The organism is Kitasatospora sp. NPDC059327 (genome assembly GCF_042752535.1).
GTDB lineage: Bacteria > Actinomycetota > Actinomycetes > Streptomycetales > Streptomycetaceae > Kitasatospora.
In genome coordinates this window covers 103,462-127,153 of sequence record NZ_JBHYYB010000021.1, presented here as the reverse complement: position 1 = coordinate 127,153, position 23,692 = coordinate 103,462, and the positions used below count along the sequence as shown (strand labels likewise).

11 protein-coding genes are annotated in these 23,692 nt (G+C 70.1%); 6 read left to right on the top strand and 5 right to left on the bottom strand.

Going from position 1 to position 23,692, the window contains the following annotated elements; translation table 11 throughout:
• Positions 1 to 238 precede the first annotated feature (238 nt).
• Positions 239 to 1,555 (top strand): cytochrome P450, encoded by a 1,317-nt coding sequence (locus ACFXHB_RS15720; RefSeq protein WP_380574726.1) that lies wholly within the window; start codon positions 239 to 241, stop codon positions 1,553 to 1,555.
• Between the two features lie 104 nt (positions 1,556 to 1,659).
• Here ACFXHB_RS15720 and ACFXHB_RS15715 read toward each other — a convergent pair whose 3' ends face one another.
• Positions 1,660 to 3,825, bottom strand: coding sequence for a discoidin domain-containing protein (locus ACFXHB_RS15715; protein ID WP_380574724.1), 2,166 nt, complete (start codon positions 3,823 to 3,825; stop codon positions 1,660 to 1,662).
• A 407-nt stretch (positions 3,826 to 4,232) separates the two neighbouring features.
• Positions 4,233 to 5,489, bottom strand: coding sequence for an ROK family protein (locus ACFXHB_RS15710; protein WP_380574723.1), 1,257 nt, complete (start codon positions 5,487 to 5,489; stop codon positions 4,233 to 4,235).
• 147 nt (positions 5,490 to 5,636) lie between these two features.
• On the opposite strand from ACFXHB_RS15710, the gene ACFXHB_RS15705 reads away from it, so the two are divergent.
• From ACFXHB_RS15705 to ACFXHB_RS15690, 4 genes are read left to right on the top strand one after another with little or no spacing between them, the layout of a single operon-like run.
• A complete protein-coding gene (locus ACFXHB_RS15705) occupies positions 5,637 to 6,947 on the top strand; it encodes an ABC transporter substrate-binding protein (RefSeq protein WP_380574722.1) in 1,311 nt (436 codons plus the stop codon).
• A gap of 1 nt (position 6,948) precedes the next feature.
• Positions 6,949 to 7,869, top strand: coding sequence for a carbohydrate ABC transporter permease (locus tag ACFXHB_RS15700; RefSeq protein WP_380574721.1), 921 nt, complete (start codon positions 6,949 to 6,951; stop codon positions 7,867 to 7,869).
• Positions 7,866 to 8,708: a carbohydrate ABC transporter permease gene (locus ACFXHB_RS15695; RefSeq protein ID WP_380574720.1), complete on the top strand. Its 843-nt coding sequence runs from the start codon at positions 7,866 to 7,868 to the stop codon at positions 8,706 to 8,708. The genes ACFXHB_RS15700 and ACFXHB_RS15695 overlap by 4 nt, the downstream gene beginning before the upstream one ends.
• A 35-nt stretch (positions 8,709 to 8,743) precedes the next feature.
• Entirely contained in the window at positions 8,744 to 10,084 is a 1,341-nt protein-coding gene (locus tag ACFXHB_RS15690) for a GH1 family beta-glucosidase (RefSeq protein ID WP_380574718.1), read from the top strand.
• A gap of 85 nt (positions 10,085 to 10,169) precedes the next feature.
• On the opposite strand, the gene ACFXHB_RS15685 is transcribed toward ACFXHB_RS15690, so the two are convergent.
• From ACFXHB_RS15685 to ACFXHB_RS15675, 3 genes are all read right to left on the bottom strand, one after another.
• Positions 10,170 to 10,430 carry a GlsB/YeaQ/YmgE family stress response membrane protein gene (locus ACFXHB_RS15685; RefSeq protein WP_380574717.1) on the bottom strand — a complete coding sequence of 87 codons (261 nt, stop codon included), beginning with the start codon at positions 10,428 to 10,430 and terminating at the stop codon, positions 10,170 to 10,172.
• Between the two features lie 140 nt (positions 10,431 to 10,570).
• Positions 10,571 to 12,139 carry an APC family permease gene (locus tag ACFXHB_RS15680; protein WP_380574716.1) on the bottom strand — a complete coding sequence of 523 codons (1,569 nt, stop codon included), beginning with the start codon at positions 12,137 to 12,139 and terminating at the stop codon, positions 10,571 to 10,573.
• A 239-nt stretch (positions 12,140 to 12,378) separates the two neighbouring features.
• Positions 12,379 to 16,089 (bottom strand): ricin-type beta-trefoil lectin domain protein, encoded by a 3,711-nt coding sequence (locus tag ACFXHB_RS15675; RefSeq protein WP_380574715.1) that lies wholly within the window; start codon positions 16,087 to 16,089, stop codon positions 12,379 to 12,381.
• Positions 16,090 to 16,510: 421 nt separating this feature from the next.
• On the opposite strand from ACFXHB_RS15675, the gene ACFXHB_RS15670 reads away from it, so the two are divergent.
• The gene (locus ACFXHB_RS15670) at positions 16,511 to 23,671 is read left to right on the top strand and encodes a polymorphic toxin-type HINT domain-containing protein (protein WP_380574730.1); all 7,161 of its coding nucleotides are present in this window, start codon (positions 16,511 to 16,513) and stop codon (positions 23,669 to 23,671) included.
• Positions 23,672 to 23,692 lie beyond the last annotated feature (21 nt).

The following is a 23,692-nucleotide window of genomic DNA, read 5'->3' as shown; positions in this document are numbered from 1 at the left end:
CGGGGCGGGGGCCCGCCCGGGGGGGCGTGGCCCCCCGCGGGCCCGGCCCCCCCGCCGGGGCGGGGGCCCCGGGGGGGGCGCCGGGGGCCCGCGACACGTTCCACGCCGGGCGGCCGGGCCGCCCGGCCGCTCCCGCGGATCGGCCCACGGTGGTCGTGCGCTGACGTACAGTCAGCCGGGCAGGGCGCGCGGTCCGCGCCCGACCCGCAGTCGACCGCGCCGGCAGAGGAGAAACACCGTGGCCACCGAAGCCCATCCCGCCCCCGTCCCACCGACCGCCGACGGGGCGGCCCGGCCCGTCCCGGAGCTGCCGGCCGAGGCCGTCGCCCAGTGGCGGGCCGAGCGGTCCGAACTGGTCGAGCTGCTCACCGTGGCGCGGCAACGGCTCGGCGGCGTCGCGGCGTTCCGGCTCGGGCCGCACCCCACCGTCCTGGTCACCGACCCGGACGCCGTCCAGCACGTGCTCGGGCGCCACCCGGACCGCTACGTCAAGCGCTCCCACCGGGCCCGGATGCTGGCGGGCGAGGGCGTCCTCTCCGCCACCGGGGAGGCCTGGAAGCGCCAACGGCGGCTGCTGCAGTCGCAGTTCACCGGACCGGGGATGCGCCGCTACGAGCAGCGGATCGCCGAGGCGGCCCGCCGCGCCGCCGACCGCTGGGCCGGGTACGCCCGCACCGGCGAGCAGCTGGACATCGCCGAGGAGATGCGGCACTTCGCCCTCGACACCATCTGGCGCGCCCTGACCGGCCGCCCGCTGGACGACCGGACGGACCGCGAACTGGCCGCGGTGGCGCGGGTGGTGGCCGCGTTGCCGACGCTGCCCGCGGACGGTACGGACGCCCGGGACGCGGTCGCCGACGACCTGGCCCGGATCGACGCCGTCGCGCACGCCGCGATCGACGCCGCCCGCCGCGACCCGGCGGGGGACGGCCTGCTGCGGGTGCTGACCGACGCCGCCGACGAACACCCCGAGTACACCGACCGGCTGATCCGGGACGAGCTGGTGACCCTGCTGGTCGCCGGGCACGAGACCACCGCCACCACGCTGACCTGGCTCTTCCTCCTGCTGGACGCCAACCCCGAGGCCCGCACCCGGGCCCTGGCGGCCGGCCCCGAGGGCTCGGCCGAGCGACGCGAAGCGGTGCAGGCCCTGGTCCACGAGACGCTGCGGCTCTACCCGTCCGCCTGGATCCTGCCCCGGCACGCGCCGGAGGCCGACACCCTGGCGGGCCACCGGATCGAGGCCGGCACGGACCTGCTGGTCTGCCCCTATCTGACCCACCGCGACCCGCGGTGGTGGCCCGACCCCGAGCGGTTCGACCCCGACCGGTTCACCTCCCCCGGCCGCAAGCCCGCCCACCTGGGCGCCTACTACCCCTTCGGGCTCGGCGCCCGGGCCTGCCTCGGCACCCAGTTCGCCCTGCGGGAGACCACCGCCCTGCTCGAACTCCTGCTGGAGTACACCCCGCGCTTCCTCAGCACCCCCGCCGGCGCCGCCTACGGCATCACCGTCCGGCCCGACGGGCCCGCCCCGGCCACGCTCGCGGGAGCGTGACCGGGGCGGCGATCGTCCTGCGGGCGGCCTCGGGGAGCCGCACGCGCGGGGGGCTCACTCCCAGAGCCCAGGGCTCCCGCACCAAGCCCCCCGCGCGCCCCGCGTCAGGGGTAGGCGACCACGGTGGACGGGGTGGTCCCGGTGCCGGAGGTCGCGCCGCCGGTGCCGTTGATCACGTGCTCGTACTGGCCGTTGCCGCCCAGCGAGACCACCGACAGGTCGTGGAACCTGACCCCGGGCCGCACCGGCGCCTCGAAACCGTGGTCGATCCGGATCGTCGGGTCCACGTTGAAGTAGCAGTAGCTGCCGAGCCCCCACCCCTCGTGGGTGGTCACGCCGTCGTCGACCTTGTAGGCGGCGAAGCCCTTGGTGGCGCCGTTCTGCACGGCGGCCTGGTTCGGCGCGTCGTACGCCTTCTCGTTCTGGAAGAAGATCGTCCGGCCGCGCTCCCCGGACCACTCGACGTCGTACTTCTTGAAGTGCTCCACGAACAGGCCGGTGGCGAGCACGTCGTCCCCGCGCACCAGCAGGCCGTAGTCGGCGGGGTTGGTGGTCCAGCCGACACCGGCGCCGTGGTCGGCGCGCCAGATCCAGGTGTGGTCGACGATCACGTCGTCGCTGTTGACCACGATGCCGGCGGTCGCGAGGCCCGGTCCGGCGCCGCCGACCCGGATGAACACGTCCTGCAGGGTGGTCGGGTCGGCCGCGTGGTCGGCGGCCGCGCCGTCCTGACCGATCTGGACGAGGACGGGCGAGTTGACCGGTCCGGCGTCCACCAGCAGGCCGGCCAGCCGCACACCGTCGACGTCGGCCACCTTGATCGCCGTCACCCCGTTGTCCGGGACGACGGTGGCCAGACCGAGGCCGAGCACCACGGTGTCGGGCCGGTTGACCTCGATCGGCCGGTCGACGTGGTAGACGCCGGGGGTGAAGAGCAGGTCGAGCCCCTGGGCCAGCGCGGCATTGATGGTCGCCGCGGTGGCTCCCGGCTTGACCACGTAGAACTGGCTGAGCGGTCGCGAACCGCCCTGCGGGGTACCGTCCCAGGAGACGCCGCGGGCATCGTTCCGCTTGGCCGGGACGAACACCTTGTAGTCGTTGCCGTCCAGGTAGAGGAACGGCTTCTCCCGGGAGACCGGCGTGCTGTCGAGGGTGGTGTAGGGCGGGTTGGGGAAGCCCTGCGCCGGTGCGCCCTGGACGCCGGAGAACACCTGGTTCCAGACGCCGTTGGAGAATCCGCCGATGGCGCTGTCCCGGGTGTACCACTGCTGCTGCGAGTAGTTGCCCACGGAGCCGTCGATCCGGCTGTCCGCGATGTAGCCGCCGCTGGCCCAACCGTAGCCGTCGGGAGACAGGTTGAGGCCGCCCTTGACGTGCATCCGGCGGAACGGAGCGGCCTGGGCGACGGCCCAGCGGTCGGTGCCGTTCACCGGGTTGAGCGCGAGGTTCTCGGCGGAGCGCCAGAAGTTCTGCGTGGCGTTGCCGTTGAACCAGCCGGCGTCCACGGTGACATCGCCGTTGATGGTGGTGTCGTCCGGCTTCAGGCCGAGGCCGGCGATCGAGGTGTAGAAGCCGAGTTGGGCGTTGAGGTTGCTGTAGGTGCCCGGCTTGAAGAACAGCGCGTAGCGCTCGCTGCCGAACTGGTTGGACTCCTGCTGGGCGAAGACCGCGTCGACCTTGGCCTGGATGCCGGGCGTGGCGGGGTCGAAGACCAGGACGTTGGGGCCCAGGTCGCCGCCGCCCTGCACCGGCGGCACGGTGGGCCCGTCGGTGGTGTTGACCTGGAACTCCCAGAGCGAGTAGCCGTATCCGGTGCCCCGGGCCAGGCCGTTCATCCGGACGTAGCGGCCAGTGCCGGAGACGGCCAGCGTCTCGGTACCGCCCGCGCCGGTGGTGGTGGCGTAGGCCGTCCGCCAGCTCGACCCGTCGTCCGAGGTCTGGATCTGGTACGAACGCCCGTACGCGGCCTCCCAGGTGAGCACCACCTTGGTGATCGCGGCGGTGGCCCCGAGGTCGACCTGGAGCCACTGCTGGTCGCTCGCGGCCGAGGACCAACGGGTGCCGGTGGAACCGTCCACGGCGTAGGCGGCCGGGGTCGCGCCGTTCTCGGTGGACGAGGCGGTGACCGCCCGGCCCTGGGAGATCAGGGCGTCGGCGGCGTCGACGGCACGGGCGGCCGGCGCGGGCAGCGCCAGGACGGCGCCCGAGAGCAGGGCCAGGCCGACCAGTGCGGCCGGGGCCCTGCGGGGGCGTGCTGAAGCGAGCCTCATGGGCTTCTCCTGCGGGTGGGGGTGGGTGGGGTGTGCGGGGGCGCGCCGCTGCCCGCACCCGGTGCGGCGCAGGTACCGGGTGGTGGGGAACGACAGGGCGGCTCGGCGGTCGGCGGTCGGCGGTCGGCGGTCGGCGGTCGGCGGTCGGCGGTCGGTCCGCCCGGCCCGGTGGTGACCGGACTCGGCGGTGACCGGGCCCGGCGGTGGCCGTACCCGGGCAGCGCGAGCCGCCGGAGCGGCCGGTCGCCAGGGGCCCGACAGAGCGCCGCCGACCCGCCGTCCGGGCTCGGGCAGCGCCCCCGACCGGGAGTCTCCGGTCTGCCGATCGGGGGTGTCAACCCTTCGCGCCGACTTTCCTCACACCGTGAACTAGCTTGTGCGGCAACGAATCGGCCCAGAGGGCCAGGTCAGGCGGAGCCGGCCCGCAGCTCCCGCGCCGACGGTTCGGCCCGCCGCGGGAACTCTCCCCCGGAGTCCAGGAAGTCGGTCAGCGGCAGTGTCGCCGCGCCGACCGTGACCGCCTCCGGCCCCAGCGTCCCGAGCACGATCGAGGTCTGCTCGCGGGGGAAGCGCAGCGCGTACTCGGTGGCCGCCGCGCGGATCGCGGGCAGCAGCCGCGGACCCAGCAGCAGACCCGCCCAGCCGCCGATCACGATCCGCTCCGGGTTGAACAGGTTGACCAGGTCCGCGATGGCCGCGCCGAGGTACTCCGCCGCCTCGGCCAGCAGCGCGACGGCCGCCGGCTCGCGCGCCTCGGCGGCCGCCAGCAGCGCGGCCAGCCCCGCCTTCTCACCGTCGCCGGGCGGCGCCGCGCCCCACCGCTCCACCAGCGCCTCGGCCCCGACGTACGCCTCCAGGCAGCCCCGCGCGCCGCACCGGCAGCGCCGGCCGCCGACATGGACCTTGGTGTGGCCCCACTCCCCCGCGCTGCTGGTGGCCCCGCGGAAGCGGACCCCGTCGGCGATCACGCAGGCCCCGACCCCGGAGCCGAACAGGGCGATCACCGCGTGCCGGACGCCGCGCCCCGCGCCGAACCACATCTCGGCCTGGCCGAGCGTCTTGGCGCCGTTGTCGACGAACAGCGGCAGGTCGGTACCGGCCCGCAGCAGCCGTCCGAGCGGGACGGCGTCCCACCCGACGGTCTGGCTGTGCACGACGATCCCGAGGCCGTCGGAGGCCGGGTCGCCCTGGTCGACGATGCCCGGGACGCCGATGCCGACGCCGAGCACGGTGGCCGGGTCGGTGCCGGTGCGCTCCAGCACCTCGGCCAGTCCGGCCAGGATCAGCTCCACCACGTGGTCCACGTCGTGGCCGCAGTCGGAGAGCGGCCGGTCACTGGCGGCCAGCTCGGTCCGGGCCAGGTCGAACAGGGCGACCCTGACCTGGGTCTCCCCGACGTCCACGCCGACCAGCCGGCCCCGTCCGGCGGCGACCTGGAGCAGGATCCGCGGCCGGCCGCCGTCCGACTCCACCGAGCCGCACTCCTCGATCAGCCCGTCGGCGAGCAGCTCGCCGGTCACATTGCTGATCGAACCGGCGCTGAGCGCGGTGACCGCGCCCAGCTCCTGCCGGCTGAGCGGCCCGTCGAAGTACAGCCGCCGCAGCAGCGCCGACCGACTGCCTCTGCGCAGGTCACGCACCGTCTTCTTGCCTCGCACGGTCATGGCATCTCCCTCCTGATCCGAATCTATCGCTGTCCGAACCCTTGACGGAAGCTTTTCTCACACGTTAAATCACGGCCTGAAGTAAGCCGCACATCACGGCACTTCAACCCGAAGTCCGCCCACCCCGCCCGAGAGGGGCAATCGGTCATGCCCATCAGCCGAGCCGCTGCGGCCACCGCCCTGGTCGCCACCCTGGTCCTCACCGCCACCGCCTGCGGCGGCGGTTCCGCGTCCGGCGGAGACGACAGCAGCCCCGGCACGCTCACCTACTGGGCCTCCAACCAGGGCACCAGTCTGGAGAACGACCGCCAGGTCCTGGAGCCGGAACTGAAGAAGTTCGAGCAGCGGACCGGGATCAAGGTGAAGCTGGAGGTCATCCCCTGGGCCGACCTGCTCAACCGGATCCTCGCCGCCACCAGCTCCGGCCAGGGCCCCGACGTGCTGAACATCGGCAACACCTGGTCCGCCTCGCTCCAGGCCACCGGCGCGCTGCTCCCGTTCGACGCGGCCACCCTCGCGAAGATCGGCGGCAAGGAGCGCTTCCTGCCCGCCGCCCTCGCCTCGGCCGGCGCGCCCGGCCAGGACCCGGCCGCCGTCCCGCTCTACTCGATGGCCTACGGCCTGTACTACAACAAGAAGCTCTTCGCCGAGGCCGGCATCGACAAGCCCCCCGCCACCTGGGAGGACCTGGTCGCCGACGGGAAGAAGCTCACCACCGGCGGCCGCTACGGCCTCGCCCTGGAGGGCGGCAACGTCTCCGAGAACGTCCACCACGCCTTCGTCCTCGCCAAGCAGCAGGGCACCGACTTCTTCGACGCCGCCGGCAAGCCCGCCTTCGACAGCCCGGGCGCCGTCGCCTCCGTCAAGAGCTACGTCGGCCTGCTCGGCACCGAGAAGATCGCCGCCCCCGGCAACGCCGAGTACGCCAACAACCAGTCCGTCACCGACTTCGCCACCGGCAAGGCCGCGATGCTGATGTGGCAGGCCGCCGGCGTCAACCTGAAGTCGCACGGCATGAACCCCGAGGACTACGGCGTCGCCCCCGTGCCCGCCCCGGCCGGCGCCACCGGCGACCGCGCCACGACCTCGATGGTCGCCGGCATCAACCTGGCCGTCTTCAAGAACACCAGGAACACCGCGGGCGCCCTCTCCTTCGTCTCGTTCATGACCGGCGCCGAGGAGCAGACCCAGCTCAACCGGACGTACGGCTCGATCCCGCCGGTCAAGGACGCCCAGGCCGACCCGGCCTTCGCCACCCCCGAGCTGAAGGCCCTCACCGACGTCCTCGCCACCAGCGCCGAGCCCCTCCCGCAGGTCGCGAACGAGAGCCAGTTCGAGACCCTGGTCGGCACCGCCGTGAAGAACCTGCTCGCCGCGGCCGCCGCCGGCAAGGCCCCGACCGACGAGTCCGTCAAGTCCGAACTCACCAAGGCCCAGCAGCAGATGCCGGCCAACTGAGGTGATCCGCAAGCGCCTCTCCCCCCGTCGCGGCACGCTGCCCTACCTGCTGCTGCTCCCCGCCCTCGTCCTCGAACTGCTCATCCACCTGGTGCCGATGGTGGTCGGCATCGTGATGAGCTTCAAACAGCTCACCCAGTTCTTCCTCCGCGACTGGACCGCCGCCCCCTGGGCCGGCCTCGCCAACTACCGGATGGCGGTGGACTTCCACGCCCCCGTCGGCCGGGCCCTGCTGCACTCCTTCTGGGTCACCTGCGCCTTCACCGTCCTCGCCGTCGGCCTCTCCTGGCTGCTCGGCACCGTCGCCGCGGTCATGATGCAGGACACCTTCCGCGGCCGCGGCCTGCTGCGCGCCCTGTTCCTGCTCCCGTACGCGCTGCCGGTCTACGCGGCCGTGATCACCTGGTCGTTCATGTTCCAACGGGACACCGGCCTGATCAACCACCTGCTCCACGACCAGCTCCACCTCGTCGACGAGAAGCCGTTCTGGCTGCTCGGCGACAACAGCTTCACCGCCCTGGTCACCGTCTCGGTCTGGCGCAGCTGGCCGTTCGCCTTCCTCACCCTCACCGCGGGCCTGCAGAACATCCCGCGCGAGCTGTACGAGGCGTCCGCGCTGGACGGCGCCGGCGTCTGGCAGCAGATCCGCCGGATCACCCTGCCCTCGCTGCGCCCGGTCAACCTGGTCCTGGTGCTGGTGCTGTTCCTCTGGACGTTCAACGACTTCAACACGCCGTACATCCTCTTCGGCCGGTCCGCCCCGGAGGCCGCGGACCTGATCTCCGTCCACATCTACCAGTCCTCCTTCGTCACCTGGAACTTCGGCGCCGGCTCCGCGATGTCCGTGCTCCTGCTGCTCTTCCTGCTGCTGGTGACCTCCGGCTACCTGCTGCTCACCTCGCGCCGAAGGGATGCGCAATGATCGACCCGCCCGCGTCCTTCCGCCGGCTGCGCGTGGTCGTCCTGACCGCGCTCGGCCTCTTCGCCGCCGCACCCGTCCTGGTGATGCTCAGCAGTTCGCTGAAGCCGTTGCAGGACGTCCAGGGTCCGTTCCGGTGGATCCCCAGCACCGTCACCCTCCGGCCCTACCTGGACATCTGGCACACCATCCCGCTCGGGCGCTACCTGCTCAACTCGCTGATCGTGGCCGGGGGCGCCACCGTGCTCTCGGTCCTGGTCGCGATCCTGGCCGCCTACGCGGTGAGCCGCTACCGCTTCCGCGGCCGCCGGATGTTCACCGTCACGGTGCTCTCCACCCAGATGTTCCCCGGCATCCTGTTCCTGCTGCCGCTGTTCCTGATCTTCGTCAACGTCGGCAACGCCACCGGCGTGGCGCTGTACGGCAGCCGGGGCGGCCTGATCCTCACCTACCTGACCTTCTCGCTGCCGTTCTCGATCTGGATGCTGGTCGGCTACTTCGACTCCATCCCCCGCGATCTCGACGAGGCCGCCCTGGTCGACGGCTGCGGACCGCTCCAGGCGCTGCTGCGGATCATCGTCCCGGCGGCGGTGCCCGGCATCGTCGCGGTCGCGGTGTACGCCTTCATGACCGCCTGGGGCGAGGTGCTCTTCGCCTCCGTGCTCACCAACGACGAGACCCGCACCCTGGCGGTCGGCCTCCGGGGCTACGCCACCCTCAGCGACGTGTACTGGAACCAGGTGATGGCCGCCTCGCTGGTGGTCAGCGTGCCCGTGGTCGCCGGCTTCCTGCTGCTCCAGCGCTACCTGGTCGCCGGGCTCACCGCGGGAGCCGTCAAGTGACCCCCTCCCCGACCGCACCCATCGAAAGGCCCGCCGTGAACGACCTCAGCGCCCTCCCCGACGACTTCCTCTGGGGCGCGGCCACCGCCGCCTACCAGATCGAGGGGGCGGTGGACGCCGACGGCCGCGCGCCCTCCATCTGGGACACCTTCTCGCACACCCCCGGCAAGGTGGCCGGCGGTGACACCGGCGACACCGCCTGCGACCACTACCGGCGCTGGCCCGAGGACGTCACGCTGATGAAGCGGCTCGGCCTCGACGCCTACCGGTTCTCGATCGCCTGGCCCCGGGTGGTGCCGCGGGCCGACGACCGGGTCAACCCGGCCGGCCTCGACTTCTACGACCGCCTCGTGGACGCCCTGCTGGCCGCCGGCATCACGCCCTTCCCGACGCTCTACCACTGGGACCTCCCGCAGGCGCAGCAGGACCGCGGCGGCTGGCCCGTCCGCGAGACCGCCGAACGCTTCGCCGAGTACACCGCCGTCGTCGCCGCCCGGCTCGGCGACCGGGTCACCGACTGGGCCACCCTCAACGAGCCGCTCTGCTCGGCCTGGATCGGCCACCTGGACGGGGTGATGGCCCCCGGCCTGACCGACCTCGGCGCCGCCGTCCGCGCCTCCTACCACTTGCACCTCGCCCACGGCCTGGCCGTCCAGGTGCTGCGCGAGAGCGTCGCGGGCGCCCGGATCGGCATCGTCAACAACCTGAGCCCGGTGACGCCCGCCTCCGACTCCGAGGCCGACCGGGCCGCCGCCGTCCGCGCCGACGGCCACATCAACCGCTGGTGGCTCGACCCCGTGCTCGGGCGCGGCTACCCCAAGGACATGCTGGAGGTCTACGGCGTCGACCTGCCCGTGCGCGACGGCGACCTCGACCTCATCGGGGCGCCGCTCGACTGGCTCGGCCTGAACTACTACTTCCGCCAGATCGTCGCCGACGACCCGACCGGCCCCGCCCCGCACTTCCGCCAGCTGCCCGGCCCGAACCCCGAGCGCACGGCCATGCCGTGGGAGGTGCACGCCCCCGGGCTGGAGGAGCTGCTGCTGCGCCTCACCCACGAGTACGGCGCCCGACGGATCTACGTCACCGAGAACGGCTCCGCCTACCGCGACACCGTCGCCCCCGACGGCACCGTCCACGACCCCGAGCGCACCGCCTACCTGGAGCAGCACCTGGGCGCCTGCGCCCGCGCGGCCGCCCAGGGCGCCCCGCTGGCCGGGTACTTCGCCTGGTCGCTGCTGGACAACTTCGAGTGGGCGTACGGCTACGACAAGCGCTTCGGCCTCGTCCACGTCGACTACGCCACCCAGCGCCGGACGGTCAAGACCAGCGGCCGGCGCTACGCCGACCTGATCACCGCCCACCGGGGGCGGTGAACCGTCCCGACCGCCGGAGGGGCGCGGACCGGCTCGGTCCGCGCCCCTCCGGGTGCAGCTGGCTACGCGGTGCCCGTCCGTACTGTCAGTGCCGTCGGCCCAGGTAGGCCGGGGTGACCGCGGAGATCAGCACGGCGGCGGCGGCGACCTGGAGCAGGTGGCGTATCCAGTCGACCCCGTTCGTGTGCCGCACCCCGAGCGCGGAGGCGACCACGTTGCCGATGAGTGCGCCCACCAGCCCCAGCAGCACCGTCAGCCAGAGCGGGACGGGCTGACGGCCCGGAAGTACCAGCTTGGCGAGCAGACCGACGACGAGTCCGACGACGAGCGCCCAGATCAGCGTCATGGAGAACAACCTCCCTGTGGGCGGGCGTCCCGGCCGGTCGACCGGGACGCCCCCCGTCTGCCCCGCCGCTCCCCGTTCATGCCTCGCCCAGCGGGATCCCGCCCGGATCCACCGACCGGCCCGCCCCCGCTCCGGGTCGGCTACGGCGCGTCGACCGGGTCGGCGGCGCTCACCGGCACGTCCGGGTGACGGAACCAGGACCCCTGCACCGCCCACTGGATCAGCATCAGCACACCACCCAGCACCAGCGCGCCGATGCCGATCACGGTCACCCCGCCGGTCTCCCCGACGATCGGCAGGTCGATCGAGGTCGAGCCGTAGTCGGGGGCCGCGTAGACGTCGAAGGCGGCGTAGCAGAAGAAGTACAGCAGCACCAGGCCGCCGAGCAGCGGCACGAGCCCCTTGAAGACGAAGTCCTTGACGCTCCTGGTCAGCACCCGCCGGTAGTACCAGACGCAGGCGAAGCCGGTCAGACCGTAGTAGAAGGCGATACCGAGCCCCACCGAGGCGATGGAGTCGGCCAGCACATTGCCGCTGATCGCGGTCAGCAGGACGTAGAAGGCGATGGACGCCAGCCCCATGCCGACGGTGGACCAGGTCGGCGTGCGGTGGCGCGGGTGCACCCGGCCGAACGACGCCGGGACGGCCTTGTGCGCGGCCATCGAGAAGGCGGTCCGGGCCGTCGGCAGGATGGTGGTCTGGGTGGAGGCCGCGGCCGAGGTCAGCACCATGAAGATCAGCAACTTGCTGAGGAACCCGCCGAAGCCCGCGGTGCCGAAGACGGCGTCGCCCAGGCCGGACAGCACATCGCCGGAGTTCGCCTCGTTGCCCAGCCCGATGCCCTCCGTGCCGATCCCCGCGAAGGCCAGCGCCGAGGTCGACACCAGGGTGTAGATCAGCAGGAGCAGCACCGTGGAGATGACGGCCGCCCGCCCCGGGGTGCGCTTGGCGTCGGCGGTCTCCTCGTTGACCGACACGGCCGTGTCCCAGCCCCAGTAGATGAAGACCGCGGCGAGCATGCCGGCCGTGAACGCGCCGGCCGAGGGGATGTCGAGGGGGTTGAACCAGGAGGCGCCGACATGGGCCGCCGTGTCGGGAGCGCCGCTGCCGTAGGCCTTGACCAGGGCGGTGATCGACAGCACGACCAGCATCACCACCTCGATCGACAGCAGCCAGCGCTGCAGGGCGGCGGAGATCTCGATGCCGACGTAGCAGATCGCCGTCATCACGATGATCCAGACCACCCCCGCGAACGAGGTCCACAGCGTGCTCTCCGCGAACGAGTCCAGGCCGATCAGCCGGAATCCGTACACACCGGCGATCTGGGCGAGGTTCGCCATCACGATGATGTCCGCGACGATGATCCCCCAGCCGCCCATCCACCCGGTGCGCGGCCCGAAGGCCCGGGCGGCCCAGGTGAAGGTGGTCCCGCAGTCCGGGTCGGAGGCGTTGAGCTCCTTGTACGCGTACGCGATCATCAGCATCGGGATGAACGCCAGGATGGTGACGATCGGCGCCTGGAACCCCACCCCCACCACGATGATCCCGAGCGTCGCGGCCAGGCTGTACGCGGGCGCCGTCGAGGCCAGCCCGATCGCGATCGAGGAGACCAGACCGAGCGCGCCGGTCTTCAACCCCTTCTCGCCCGCACCCGAGCCGGTCGCCTGAGGCGCGACGCTCGGGGCCGGACCGTCGGAGGAGTGCGGCATCGATCCCACCTCCTCCCCCTGACCCGCCCGAGGTCGTCGAGCGGCATCACGGGGCCAAGACAATTCGTCTTAAACCGACGATACTGCCCACACCCCGCCGGGGCGCGACCAGCCCGCGGCCCCCGGCGGGGAAAGCCCTGCCCACCCAGCTGCCCCGGCCCGCGGGGTGGGTCCGGCCAGACCCCGAACCCACCCCGCGCGATCACGACCTCAGCCGGCCTCGACGGCCGGCCGCCGGGTCAGGGCGCGTGCTCCTCGTACCTGAGGGTCCACTGCTGGTTGCCCTGCGGCGCCGGACAGTCCCAGATTCCGAGGCGGGTCCCCTGGGCCGTGGCCCAGCCGGGCAGTTCCAGGCACCTTCCGCCCGGGTTGCTGACCGGGTCCACCGTGGCCGGGAGGTAGATGCGGCCGTCCGGGCGCACGGCCCACTTCTGCCCGGTGTTTCCCACACACCTGGAGAGGACCACACGGGTGCCGTTGCCGAGGGCGTTGTCCTTCGTGGAAACACACCAGCTTCCGGCGCGGACAGTGCCGTCGACCGCGAAGTTGAATCGCTGGTTCACGGTCTGCCAGCAGGCGTACACGGAGAGCTCGGCACCCTCGTAGGGCCCACCCGCGTTGTCGGCGCAGAACCAGTCGACCAGGTTGGAGCGGATGGTGACGCTGGAGTCGGAGTAACCGGCGAAGGCCGGGGCGGCGAAGGTGGTGACCTTCCCCCTGGCTCCGGGGCTGCTCACCCCGGCGAAGACGGCGACCGCGTTGGTGCTGTCCATGACCCAGAGGTCCGCGGTTCCGTCGTTGTTGAGGTCGCCCGCACCGATGCGGGCGAAGTCGGCCGACGTCAGCGACTGACCGGTGGTCATCTTGATGCCCTGGTCCGGCCTGGTCAGTGCGGTGTAGTCGACGGACCCGTCGCTCTTCCAGCCGAGTGGGTAGGCGTAGACGTCACCGGTGACACGGTTCCGGGCCCAGAGAGTGGCCTGATAGGTCTCGTCCCCGCCCCCCGGAATGGTGGTGGCGCCATTGGCCGCACCGGGGTTGACGAGCTCCAGGTCGGCCCAGCTCCCCGAGGTGGTGGGGATGAGGGTGGCGGCATCGAGGCCGTCGACCTGGCCATTGGGCCGGAACAGGTAGAGCTGGTTGTTCTCCAGGGTGAGGATCGAGGTCTGGGTCATGATGACCTTGTGGGTCTCGTTGTTCGGCTCACCCCCCACCGCTTCGCCGTCGGGCGTACCGAAGGCGATCACCTGTGAGGCGCTGCTCCAGTTGGCCCGGTTGTAGCCGGGGCACGGTGCTTCGGTCTCGTAGGCGGTGCAGTCCGGCCGGTTGAGCGCGACCGGTGCGAGGGTGTCGAAACGCCCGGTGCCGCCGTTCGGGATCAGGTACAGGACTTCCCTCAGCCTGGAGGTGGTGTCCTTGTTGTAGTGGGCGATGATCTCATCGACGGCCTGCCCGACGGCGAACGTCCCGTGGTGACTGACCTGATAGTCGGCCCAGGTGACCCCGTACTCGCGGTTGCCGGGGGCCGCCGCCGCAGGAGCGGCGAGCGAGGTGGTGGGGTCGATGGTGCCGCCGATGATTCGCAGGTCACCGCTCTTGTCGACGCTGATGACGTCGGGCTTCTGATCGTTGTCGACGTCGCCGAACAGGGGCTGGGTATCCGGCCTCCAGGGAACGTAGAAGTTGTAGAGCGCCGGCTGGCTGTAGTTTCCGGCGTTGTCCATCGCCCAGGCGTAGAGCGTGTTGGTGCCCCAGTCCTTGGGCTGGTAGCTGAACGGCCGGCCGGGAGCCATGGTGCCGTTCTGGCCGCAGCGCCATCCGACGGCCGGCGTCGGATCGGTACTGACACGGATGCAGGCGACGCCGGAGGCCTGGAGCCCCGCCCCCGGAGCCGGATCCTCGGCATTGATCGTGAACCAGCCCGGGTCGTTCATGTACTTGGCCGGCGTCGGGTTCGGGGTGCCGGAGGGCGGGAAGTCCGTGGAGCTGATGCTGACCCGGGGGTTGGTCCGGTCCACCCGGAAGTAGCACCAGACGCTCGCCTCGGAAGTGAGCAGGCCGTCGGTGGATCGGGCCAGCCAGCCGTACTGGTGACCATCGGTCAACGGGCCAGGCGAGACCCATTCGGCGGGAGAGTTGTAGCTGCCCCCCTGACGGCCGTCGGCCCACGAGAAGCCGCGGTCGTTGTCGTCCCACATCTGGAACCCGGTGAAGAGGCTCTGCCCCGTGGGAGACCAGCTGTTGGCGAGTAGGTAGATGTTCTGGTTACTACCGACCCAACCCGGATTGTCCCAGGGATTGACACCGGCCCCACTGCTGCACTCGGCCGTGCTGTTGTCACTCGCGAAGCCCGGGGTGGGGCTGGTGCGCGGGTACCAGACGGTCGGGGTGATGTCGTAGGTGGTGGTGACGCTGGGGTTGTTGGCAATGGCGTGACGGAAGAGCTCATTCCCCTCATCGCTCTCGGGGGCGATGCCGATGGTCCAGGTGGCCCACTTCTCGGCCGCCGCACGCTTCATCATGTCGGTGACGTCCAGGGCGAGCGGGCCGGTGCCGGTGATCCACTGACTGCTGCCCCGCGTGCAGCCCTGCATGACCACGTCCTTGGCCTTTCCGCAGGGCTGGCGAATCCAGTTGGTGTGTTCCTCGATCCCGGTAGGGGTCCAGAACACGGCCAACGGGGTCGGGGTGCCAGGGCTGGAGGCCCCGGTCACCTGTGCGTTGAGGGTCGAGGTGAACAGTGTCGGCGGGGTCGTGGTGCCGCCGACCACGGTGTAGATGGCCGGGTTCACGTTGAACTGGAAGTAGGCACGCTGGCGGCCGAGCTTTCCGCAGTCCAGGCGCGGATCGGAGCTGTGGTAACCGCAGTAGCCGGTGGAGAGGTTGGACTTCTTGTTGAAGTTCTCCGCGTCCTCGTGGTTCTCCTGGACCTCCACCGAACTCTGGGTGTAGCTGGTGACGGCCGTGAGCGACGGATCCAGGTACCAGGGCCCGGTGCCCGAGTTGAGCGCTTCCTGGTTGGGCGTCAGCTCGATCGCGTTGCCGGCGACCTTACTGCCGATCGCGGCGACGTTGGCGCCGTCGCCCGGTGCCTCCGTGGTCGAAGGTGCCGCGGCAATGGACTGCGGGGCGGCAGCGGTCGCGGCCGACCTGGCCGACTTGGCCGCGACGGCAGGGGCGCCCACCACAGGAATGGACGAGTCCCACTGGAGCGGCGCGGGCGCCCGGAAGCGCAGTGCGCCGGTGGCGTCCTTCACATCGATCCGCCCCTGATCGTCGGACGCAACGGTGAGGCCCTGGGCGGTGATCGGGAAGCGGAGGTTCTTGAGTGCCGGATTCGCCGCGGCCGCCGGCGTGTGAACGACGATCACATCGCGCCAACCGCCGACCGGGAGCGCGGTCAATTGGAGGTCCACGCCGGGGAGTACGTCCGCGTAGGTAGCAGTGGCCCCGTTGAGCACCGGCTTGGGCAGGGAGAACGGCGCCTCGACGGCCAGCTTCTTCCCGTCCGGTGTGGAGACCGTGGCCATCGCCCCGGAGCCACCGCCGGAGAACGTCAGACCGGTGGTCGCGACAGCCGGGCTCAAGGTGCCATCCGGATTCGACCGCAGCGTGGCATCGATGTCGACCCAGGCACTCCCCCGCTTGGTCCGCACGGGAAGGGCATTGTCGGTGGTCGTCAGCTTGCCGTCCGGCTTGGCGATGGTCTTCGACGCCTCATCGGTCATCGCGTCCACGATGACCGGATCTCCGGTCGCCCTGGCCTTGACGATGGCATCGACCACGGCCTGCTGCAGCGGTGTGCGCGGTGGCGCGGGCTTAGGGGGAACGAGCGGCAGTACGCCACCCGTCGGCCCGTGCGAGGGCGACGGGGTGCTCTCGGCAGCGAGGGCGGCCGGTGCGGTGAGCAGAGCGAGGCCGAGAACGCAGCTCGCACCGAGGGCGGTCATGCGGACCAGTCGGTTGCGTATCGATGGTGGCGGCGGTGTGCTTGTCCATGGGCGTGGAGTGGTGGACATGTCGTTGCGTGTTCCCTCCGGGTCTGCGGCCTCGACGTCGGGGCAGCGTTCGGGTCGGAACGATGCGGCCTGACCTGCGATCAGGTCAACCCGACTGTCGCCTTGGTTGGAATTGTCCGAATCGCTCCGGATCGTCAGATCAAGAATCTGTAAACATCACATGCATGGTGACCGAACCATCTGGCGGCGCAATCAACCTGTCACCTATCGTCACCTCGATCATGAGACAGCTGTGTCTGTATACCGCTGTATCGACAATGAGCGAGGAGATCCCACCGTGGGCCTTTGGCCTGCCCGGAAACGGGCTGTGAGACCAGCGGGGGGCCGATGGCGTTCCCCTGCCGTGGCGACGATGGTCGCCCTGGCGATGACGGGAGTCGCCGTGCCGCCCGCAGCGGCTTGGACGTTCCCCGAGCCGGAAGGCGAGATCTGGACGCCCCCGAACACACCTCTGGGCGACGGAACGGTCTCGGTCAAGGGCCATGACGCCCGACCGTCGGGTGCCAGAGCGGTCGGCGGGCCGGCCGACTGGAAGCCGGAACCGGTAGCACCGGTGGTCACCGGCACCGAGACTGTCAGCCTCGGAGTAGACAGTCCCGAGGCACAGGCGGCCCGTTCCGCCACCGGCGGCGCCTCCCCTTCGTCCAGCGGGGCGACCGGCGCCAAGGCCGGCGACCTGGCGGTCAGGGTCGCACCCGGAACAGGTCTGGGCGAGAGCGCGACCACCGTCACCGTGCAGGTACTCGGCGAGGACAAGAGCAAGGCAGCGGGTGTCGGCACTCCCCTCGTCGCGGTCTCCGATGCCGGTACGACAGCCACGAGCGATGGCCGCTCCGCGAGCGTCACGCTCGACCTCAAGGCGCTGCAGGCGGCCGGCTGGTCCGACCGCGCCGCGCTCGTCTCCCTGCCGGCTTGCGCGCTGACGACCCCGAATCGGGCCGAATGCCGGACCCAGACGCCTGTTCCCTCGAAGGCCGACGGCACCGGCAAGGTGACGGCCGACGTCACTCTGCACCCGGCTTCCGCCCCGCAACCTACGGATGACAAGAGCCAGAGCGGAGCGGTGAAGGCCTCGTTCACCACCGTCGGCTCGCCGGCCCTGGCCCCTGCGGCGAGCAGCGGTGCGGGTGCGCCGGTCGTGCTCGGGGCGATAGCGGCACCGTCCGGGCGTGGAGGCTCCTACACCGCAACACCGCTCTCGCCTTCGGCGGCTTGGAGTTCAGGATCCAACGTAGGCAACTTCACCTACGACTACCCGATCCAGATGCCGCCTTCCCTCGGCGGCGCGGCCCCGGCGGTGTCACTCAGCTACAACTCCGCTGCTGTCGACGGCAAGACCTCGGCCACCAACTCGCAGTCCTCGTGGATCGGTGACGGCTGGAGCTACGAGCCCGGTTTCATCGAGCGCTCCTACAAGAACTGCGACAAAGCCGGGATCACCGGCTCGGCCGACCAGTGCTGGGGCGGGCAGAACGCCACCCTGGTCCTCGGGGGTCGCTCCGGAACCATCGTGCGCGACGACGCCGTGGGGACCTGGCACCTGCAGAACGATGACGGGTCAAAGGTCGAGCAGCTCACCGGCGCCCCCAAGGCAGCCGGTGACGTCGACTACCAGGGCATGGAGTACTGGCGGATCACCACTCCGGACGGTATCCAGTACTACTTCGGGCGCAACCACCTGCCGGAGGGCGACGGCACCGACCCCGCCGCGTCCTCGGTCCTCACCACCCCGGTGTACTCCCCGAACAGTGGCGACCCCTGCTACAGCGCGGGGGCCGGCACACGGTCCTGGTGCCAGATGGCCTGGCGCTGGCAGCTCGACTACGTCGTCGACACGCACGGCAACCTGACGACGTACAGGTACACCACCGAGAGCAACAAGTACAACCGCGGTGGCTCGCCCATCAGTGCCAACGGCACTCTCACCGACTACCAGCGCGCCGGCTACCTGCGCGAGATCGGCTACGGTCAGCGCCTGGAAGAGCAGAAGGCGGCCAAGGGCACGCTCACTCCCGCCGCCAAGGTGCTGTTCAAGGTCGAGGAGCGGTGCAAGCCCGGCACCTCGGTCTGCACCGAGGACCAACGCACCTCGACCGACTGGCCCGACGTGCCGATCGATCAGATCTGCACCGGCAGCTCTTGCACGAACAGTGCGCCGACGTTCTTCTCCACCAAGCGCCTCGGCGAGATCAGCACTCAGGTCCTGGTGAACGGTGCCGACCGCACGGTGGACACCTGGAAGCTGCAGCAGAGCTTCCCCCCTCCCGGCGACGCGACTGCGGCAACGTTGTGGCTCGACTCCGTCCAGCGCGTGCCGAGCAACGGTCAGGCGCCGCTCGAGAAGCTGCCCGCGGTCACGTTCGGCTACAAGATGATGCCCAACCGTGTCGACGGCACCGATGTACCCGAGCACATGTTCATGCGCCCGCGCATCAAGGAGATCGTGACCGAGACCGGCGGCGCGATCAACGTTCTCTACTCCGACGCCGAGTGCTCCCGCGTCAACCAGCGCATGCCCGCCTCCGAGGTCGACAACTCGATGGCCTGCATGCCGGTCAAGTGGTACCTGCCCGGCCAGTCCTCCTCGAACCCGGTCAACGACTGGTTCAACAAGCCCCTCGTCCGAGCCATCACGGAGCAGGACCTCGTCAGCAGTCCCGCCATCGGCAGGACCACCGAGTACACGTACAACGGGGGCGCCGCCTGGCACCGCAACGACGCCGAGTTCACCGACCCCAAGACCCGTACCTGGGACGGCTTCCGCGGCTACCAGTCGGTGACCACCACCACCGGTAGCGGTTCGGTCAGCGAGGCGCCCAAGACCCAGCAGACGGTCACCTATCTGCGCGGCATGGACGGTGACTACCTCGCCAACGGCAGCAGCCGGCGGAGCGTGCAGGTCGCCAGCCCCCTCGGCGGAACGGTCACCGACAGCGACTGGCTCAGCGGTCACGTCGTCGCGACCGAGGTCTACGACAAGGCCGGCGGCTCCGTCCAGACGATATCCGGCACGACCGCTCAGACGGTCTCCATCGATGGCTACACCGGGAATCCCGTCACCGCGACCCATGTCCAGAGCACAGGCGCGCCGCAGGTCTACGCCCGCCATCCGGACAATCAGGTCACCTCGGTCACCAAGTCCCGCCTCGCCGACGGCACCTGGCGGAGCTCTGCCGCAAGTACCACGACCGACCCCTCGCGCGGCAACCGGGTCGTCCAGGTCAATGACAAGGGTGACGGCACAGCGGCCACTCCTGAGACCTGCACCAGCACCAAGTACGCGGTCAGTGACAACCAGCAGCAACTCAACCTGGTCTCGCAGCAGATCGCCGTCCAAGGTCCCTGCGGCACCGACCCCACGTCCACCAGTACAATCAGCGGGAGTCGCAGCCTCTATGACGGCAGGCCGTTCGGCCAGGCGGGGCCCACCGGTGACCTGACCGGCAGTCAGGTCCTGGACCACTTCGACCAGGCCGCGAGCCCCCTCTACGTCAGCAGCGGCGACACCACGTTCGATGTCCTCGGCCGGCCTCTGACGACCACGACGACCGACGGATCGGTCTACGACCGCGACGGCTCCCGGATCAGCGGTCCCTCGACCACTCCGGCCGTCACGTCCGTCACCTACCTCCCGGCGTCGGGCGCTCTCCCGACCGAGGTCCGGTCCACCGGCCCCCTGGTCGGCTGGACCACCGCTGTCACCCTGGACCCCGCCCGTGGGTCGCCCCTGACCGACAAGGACGTCAACGACCGCGTCACCACCGCTCAGTACGACGCCCTGGGCCGTCTCACCGCAGTGTGGGCACCGGACCGGCCCACCACTGATCTTCCGAGCCGGAAGTTCACCTACTCCCTCAAGGGCGCCAAGGGTCCGTCCGCGGTCACCACCGAGTCCATCAACGACGACGCCGTCACCTACTCGGCAGTCATCGACATCCTCGACGGCCTCGGCAGGCCGCGCCAGAGTCAGAGCACCAGCGCTGCCAAGCCCACCGGCCGCCTGATCACCGATACCCTCTACGACACCCACGGCTGGGTCATCAAGACCTCCAGCCCGTACTACGAACAGGGCTCCTTCCCGAACGAGTCGGTCTTCCTCCCCGCTGGTGACGGCCAGGTACCCGGCCAGGCGTGGAACAGCTACGACGGCAACGGCCGCGTCGTCCGGTCGGAGTTCCGCTCCTACGGCAACCTCCAGTGGGCCACCACCACGGCCTACCCCGGCGCGGACCGGACCGACGTCACCCCGCCCGCCGGCGCGGCACCGTCCTCGGTCGTGAGAGACGCCCGCGGGCGTACCACCGCCGGCTGGCAGTACCGTACGCCCACCGCGACGGGCAACCCCGCTGACGCGGACGTCACCACCTACGCCTACACGGCTGCGGGCCTGACGTCCCAACGGACCGACAGCAGCGGCAACCGCTGGAGCTACGGCTACGACCTTCGCGGGCGGCAGACCTCCGCGTCCGATCCTGACACGGGCGTGACCCAGACGGTCTACGACGTCAATTCCCGCATCGACCACACGACCGATGCGAAGGGCAGCTCGCTCACCTACAGCTATGACCTCCTCGGACGCAAGACCGGTGTGTTCAGCGGCAGTGTCGCCCCAGCGAACCAGCTCGCATCGTGGACCTACGACACGCTGCTGAAGGGGATGCCGACCTCGTCGACCCGGTACGTCGGCGGTACGTCGGGGGCGGCCTACGTCAAGGCCGTGACCGGCTACGACACCGCTTACCGGGCACTCGGCGCCACCATCACCGTCCCGACTGCCGAAGGGGCGCTCGCCGGGACCTACACCACGACGAGCACCTACAGTCCGGTCCTCGGATCCCTGAAGAAGGTGAGCGTCCCCGCCGCCGGCGGTCTCCCCGCCGAGACCATCAGCTACGGTCGCACCATCACGGGCCTGATGACCGCGTCAGCCAGTCTCAGCAAGGCCGTCGTCGCCAAGGTCGAGTACGACGCACTCGCCCGACCGGTCCGTACGACAGCCGGCGAATACGGCAAACAGGTCATCTCCACCCAGCAGTACGACTGGGCCACCGGGCGGGTCATCAACTCGTTCCTCGACAAGCAACTGGGCACCGCCTCCGTCGATCAGACCACCTACACCTACACCGCCTCCGGACGGATCACCTCGGTCACCGACGTTCAGGACGCCGCCGGCACAGACACCCAGTGCTTCACCTATGACCATCTCGGCCGGCTGTCCGATGCCTGGACCGACACCGGAGGCGCCTCCACCACGGCGGACTGGACCGACTCCTCCGGCACGGTCCACGGCACCGGAAGCTCCACCACGGTGCCCGGGATCGGAGGCTGCAACAACGCGAGCGGCCCCGCCATCACCGGCCCCGGCGGTCGCACGGTCGGTGGTCCCGCCCCCTACTGGAACACCTACACCTACGACGCCACCGGCAACCGCACCGGCCTCGTCCAACACGACATCACCGGCAACAGCCTCAACGACACCACCACCACCCAGACCTTCGGAGCCGCCAAGAGCCCCAACACTCCCACCAGCGCGCCCAACACCGGCGGCGGAACCGGCGGGCCCCATGCCCTCCTCACCTCCAGGACCACCAGCCCCGGCGGCACCACGGCGGTCTCGTACCAGTACGACGCCAAGGGCAACACCACCGCCATCACCGACACCGGCGGCACCACCACCCTGACCTGGAACGGCGAGGACAAGCTCGACTCCCTCGCCAAGACCGGCCAGGCCGGCGCCACCACGTACCTGTACGACGCCGACGGCAACCAGCTCATCCGCCGCAACCCCGGCAGGATCACGCTCAACCTGCCCACCGACGAGCTCACCCTCGACACGGCGAGCGGCTCGATGAGCAATGTCCGCTCCCTCGGAGCCTTCGGCGGCCTCAGCTACACCCGGGTCACCGCCGCCATCGGGGGCGGTAAGGTCCTCATCCAGGCGTCCGACCCCCACGGCACCAACAACGTCCAGATCAACACCACGGCCGGGCAACCCGTCACCCGCCGCCCCGTCGACCCCTTCGGCAACCCGCGCGGCACCCAGCCGGCCGCCACCGCCTGGGCCGGAACCAAGGGATTCGTCGGCGGCAGCAAGGACGACACCACCGGCCTCACCAACCTCGGCGCACGCCAGTACGACCCGACTACCGGCCGATTCATCAGCCCTGACCCGATCCTCACTCCCAGTGATCCTCAGCAATGGAACGGCTACGCCTACGCGGACAACAATCCCGTAGACAACACCGATGCCGACGGATTGCAATGCCTCCATGGCGCACCGGGTGGCGGCGCCGATGGTCGCTGTGCCGGAGTACCAGGTGATACCGATGGCGTCGTCGGCGACTATTCCAACAACTGCGTATTCGACTACTGCAGGGAGCGCGCAGCCGAGATGGAGGTGGCTGCGTTCGTTGCGGGAAGATGGAATACCGACAACAGCGGTCGGACCTATGGTCCGAAGCAGCCCACGAAGAAGAAGACTGGAGGCATTAAAGACTACATCGCTGGAATGATTCGCTCGGCACCATCGACCATAGACTCTGCGCCAAACCTGAGTCCAGCATGTTGGATTGAGAACTGCAGTCCGGATCTCGCGGGTAAGTACGACCATGTGATGAAGAAGCTTGGAGTCGACACATCCTCGGACTCCTATCGGGGCGGCGAACTCTTTGCCGATGTCGTTTCTGCGGTCTCAGCAGCCCGCGGAGCAGTGGAGGCGGCATCCCTCCTGAAGAGATTGGTTAAGTCGTGCGATAGCTTCCTACCCGAAACATTGGTCTTGATGGCCGATGGCACCACCAAGCGAATCGGCGATCTTCGCGAAGGCGACACCGTCACCGCAACCGACCCACAAACCGGCCAAACTGCGGGCAAGACTGTCACCGCGAAGATTGTCACTCCCGATGACTCCAAGTTCACTGAGCTCACTCTCGGCCCATTCGGAAGTGAATACGAATCATCCGACGTCCAGATCCTGGCATCCACCTCCCACCACCCCTATTGGAATGAGACCACCCAGCGCTGGACCAAGGCCGATTCGGTCGAGGCGGGCCACCGTCTCCGCACCTCGGACGGCAGCACGCTTGTCGTCCTTGGCGCCCGGAGCTACACCACCCCGCCCCTGCGAGCAGACAATCTGACCGTCGCAGACTTCCACACGTACTATGTACTCGCTGGCAGCACGCCGATTCTCGTGCACAATAGCGGCCCATTCTGCGGCAAGCCGATTGGTGGAAAGATCGGCGACCATCTTGGCGGAGAGGACTTCCATGGTAGCGAATACTCGCTTGACGAGATCGTGGAGTTCGTGAATGGGCATACGGGAGGCGGAAACCCAGCCATGGGGCGGCCGACAGTAGCAGAGGTTGAGACGACTTTGCGCCAGGCTGGCCCGGTTCGCATCGGCGACCAGAACGCCGCACAATTTGACTACAGGGGCGTGAGGGTGATCGTTAACTACGATATGCCATGGAAGAGTACGTCGTACTATCCCGGTTCGCTTGGAAAGCCGTGACTATCGTGACAAATTCTGACC

What these genes read in the sequence shown, in the direction of transcription:
- ACFXHB_RS15680 (WP_380574716.1), bottom strand. Translation starts at nt 12,139, where the DNA reads ATGCCGCACTCCTCCGACGGTCCGGCCCCGAGCGTCGCGCCTCAGGCG.
- ACFXHB_RS15710 (WP_380574723.1), bottom strand. Translation starts at nt 5,489, where the DNA reads ATGACCGTGCGAGGCAAGAAGACGGTGCGTGACCTGCGCAGAGGCAGT.
- ACFXHB_RS15675 (WP_380574715.1), bottom strand. Translation starts at nt 16,089, where the DNA reads ATGACCGCCCTCGGTGCGAGCTGCGTTCTCGGCCTCGCTCTGCTCACC.
- ACFXHB_RS15705 (WP_380574722.1), top strand. Translation starts at nt 5,637, where the DNA reads ATGCCCATCAGCCGAGCCGCTGCGGCCACCGCCCTGGTCGCCACCCTG.
- ACFXHB_RS15670 (WP_380574730.1), top strand. Translation starts at nt 16,511, where the DNA reads ATGGTCGCCCTGGCGATGACGGGAGTCGCCGTGCCGCCCGCAGCGGCT.
- ACFXHB_RS15695 (WP_380574720.1), top strand. Translation starts at nt 7,866, where the DNA reads ATGATCGACCCGCCCGCGTCCTTCCGCCGGCTGCGCGTGGTCGTCCTG.
- ACFXHB_RS15685 (WP_380574717.1), bottom strand. Translation starts at nt 10,430, where the DNA reads ATGACGCTGATCTGGGCGCTCGTCGTCGGACTCGTCGTCGGTCTGCTC.
- ACFXHB_RS15715 (WP_380574724.1), bottom strand. Translation starts at nt 3,825, where the DNA reads ATGAGGCTCGCTTCAGCACGCCCCCGCAGGGCCCCGGCCGCACTGGTC.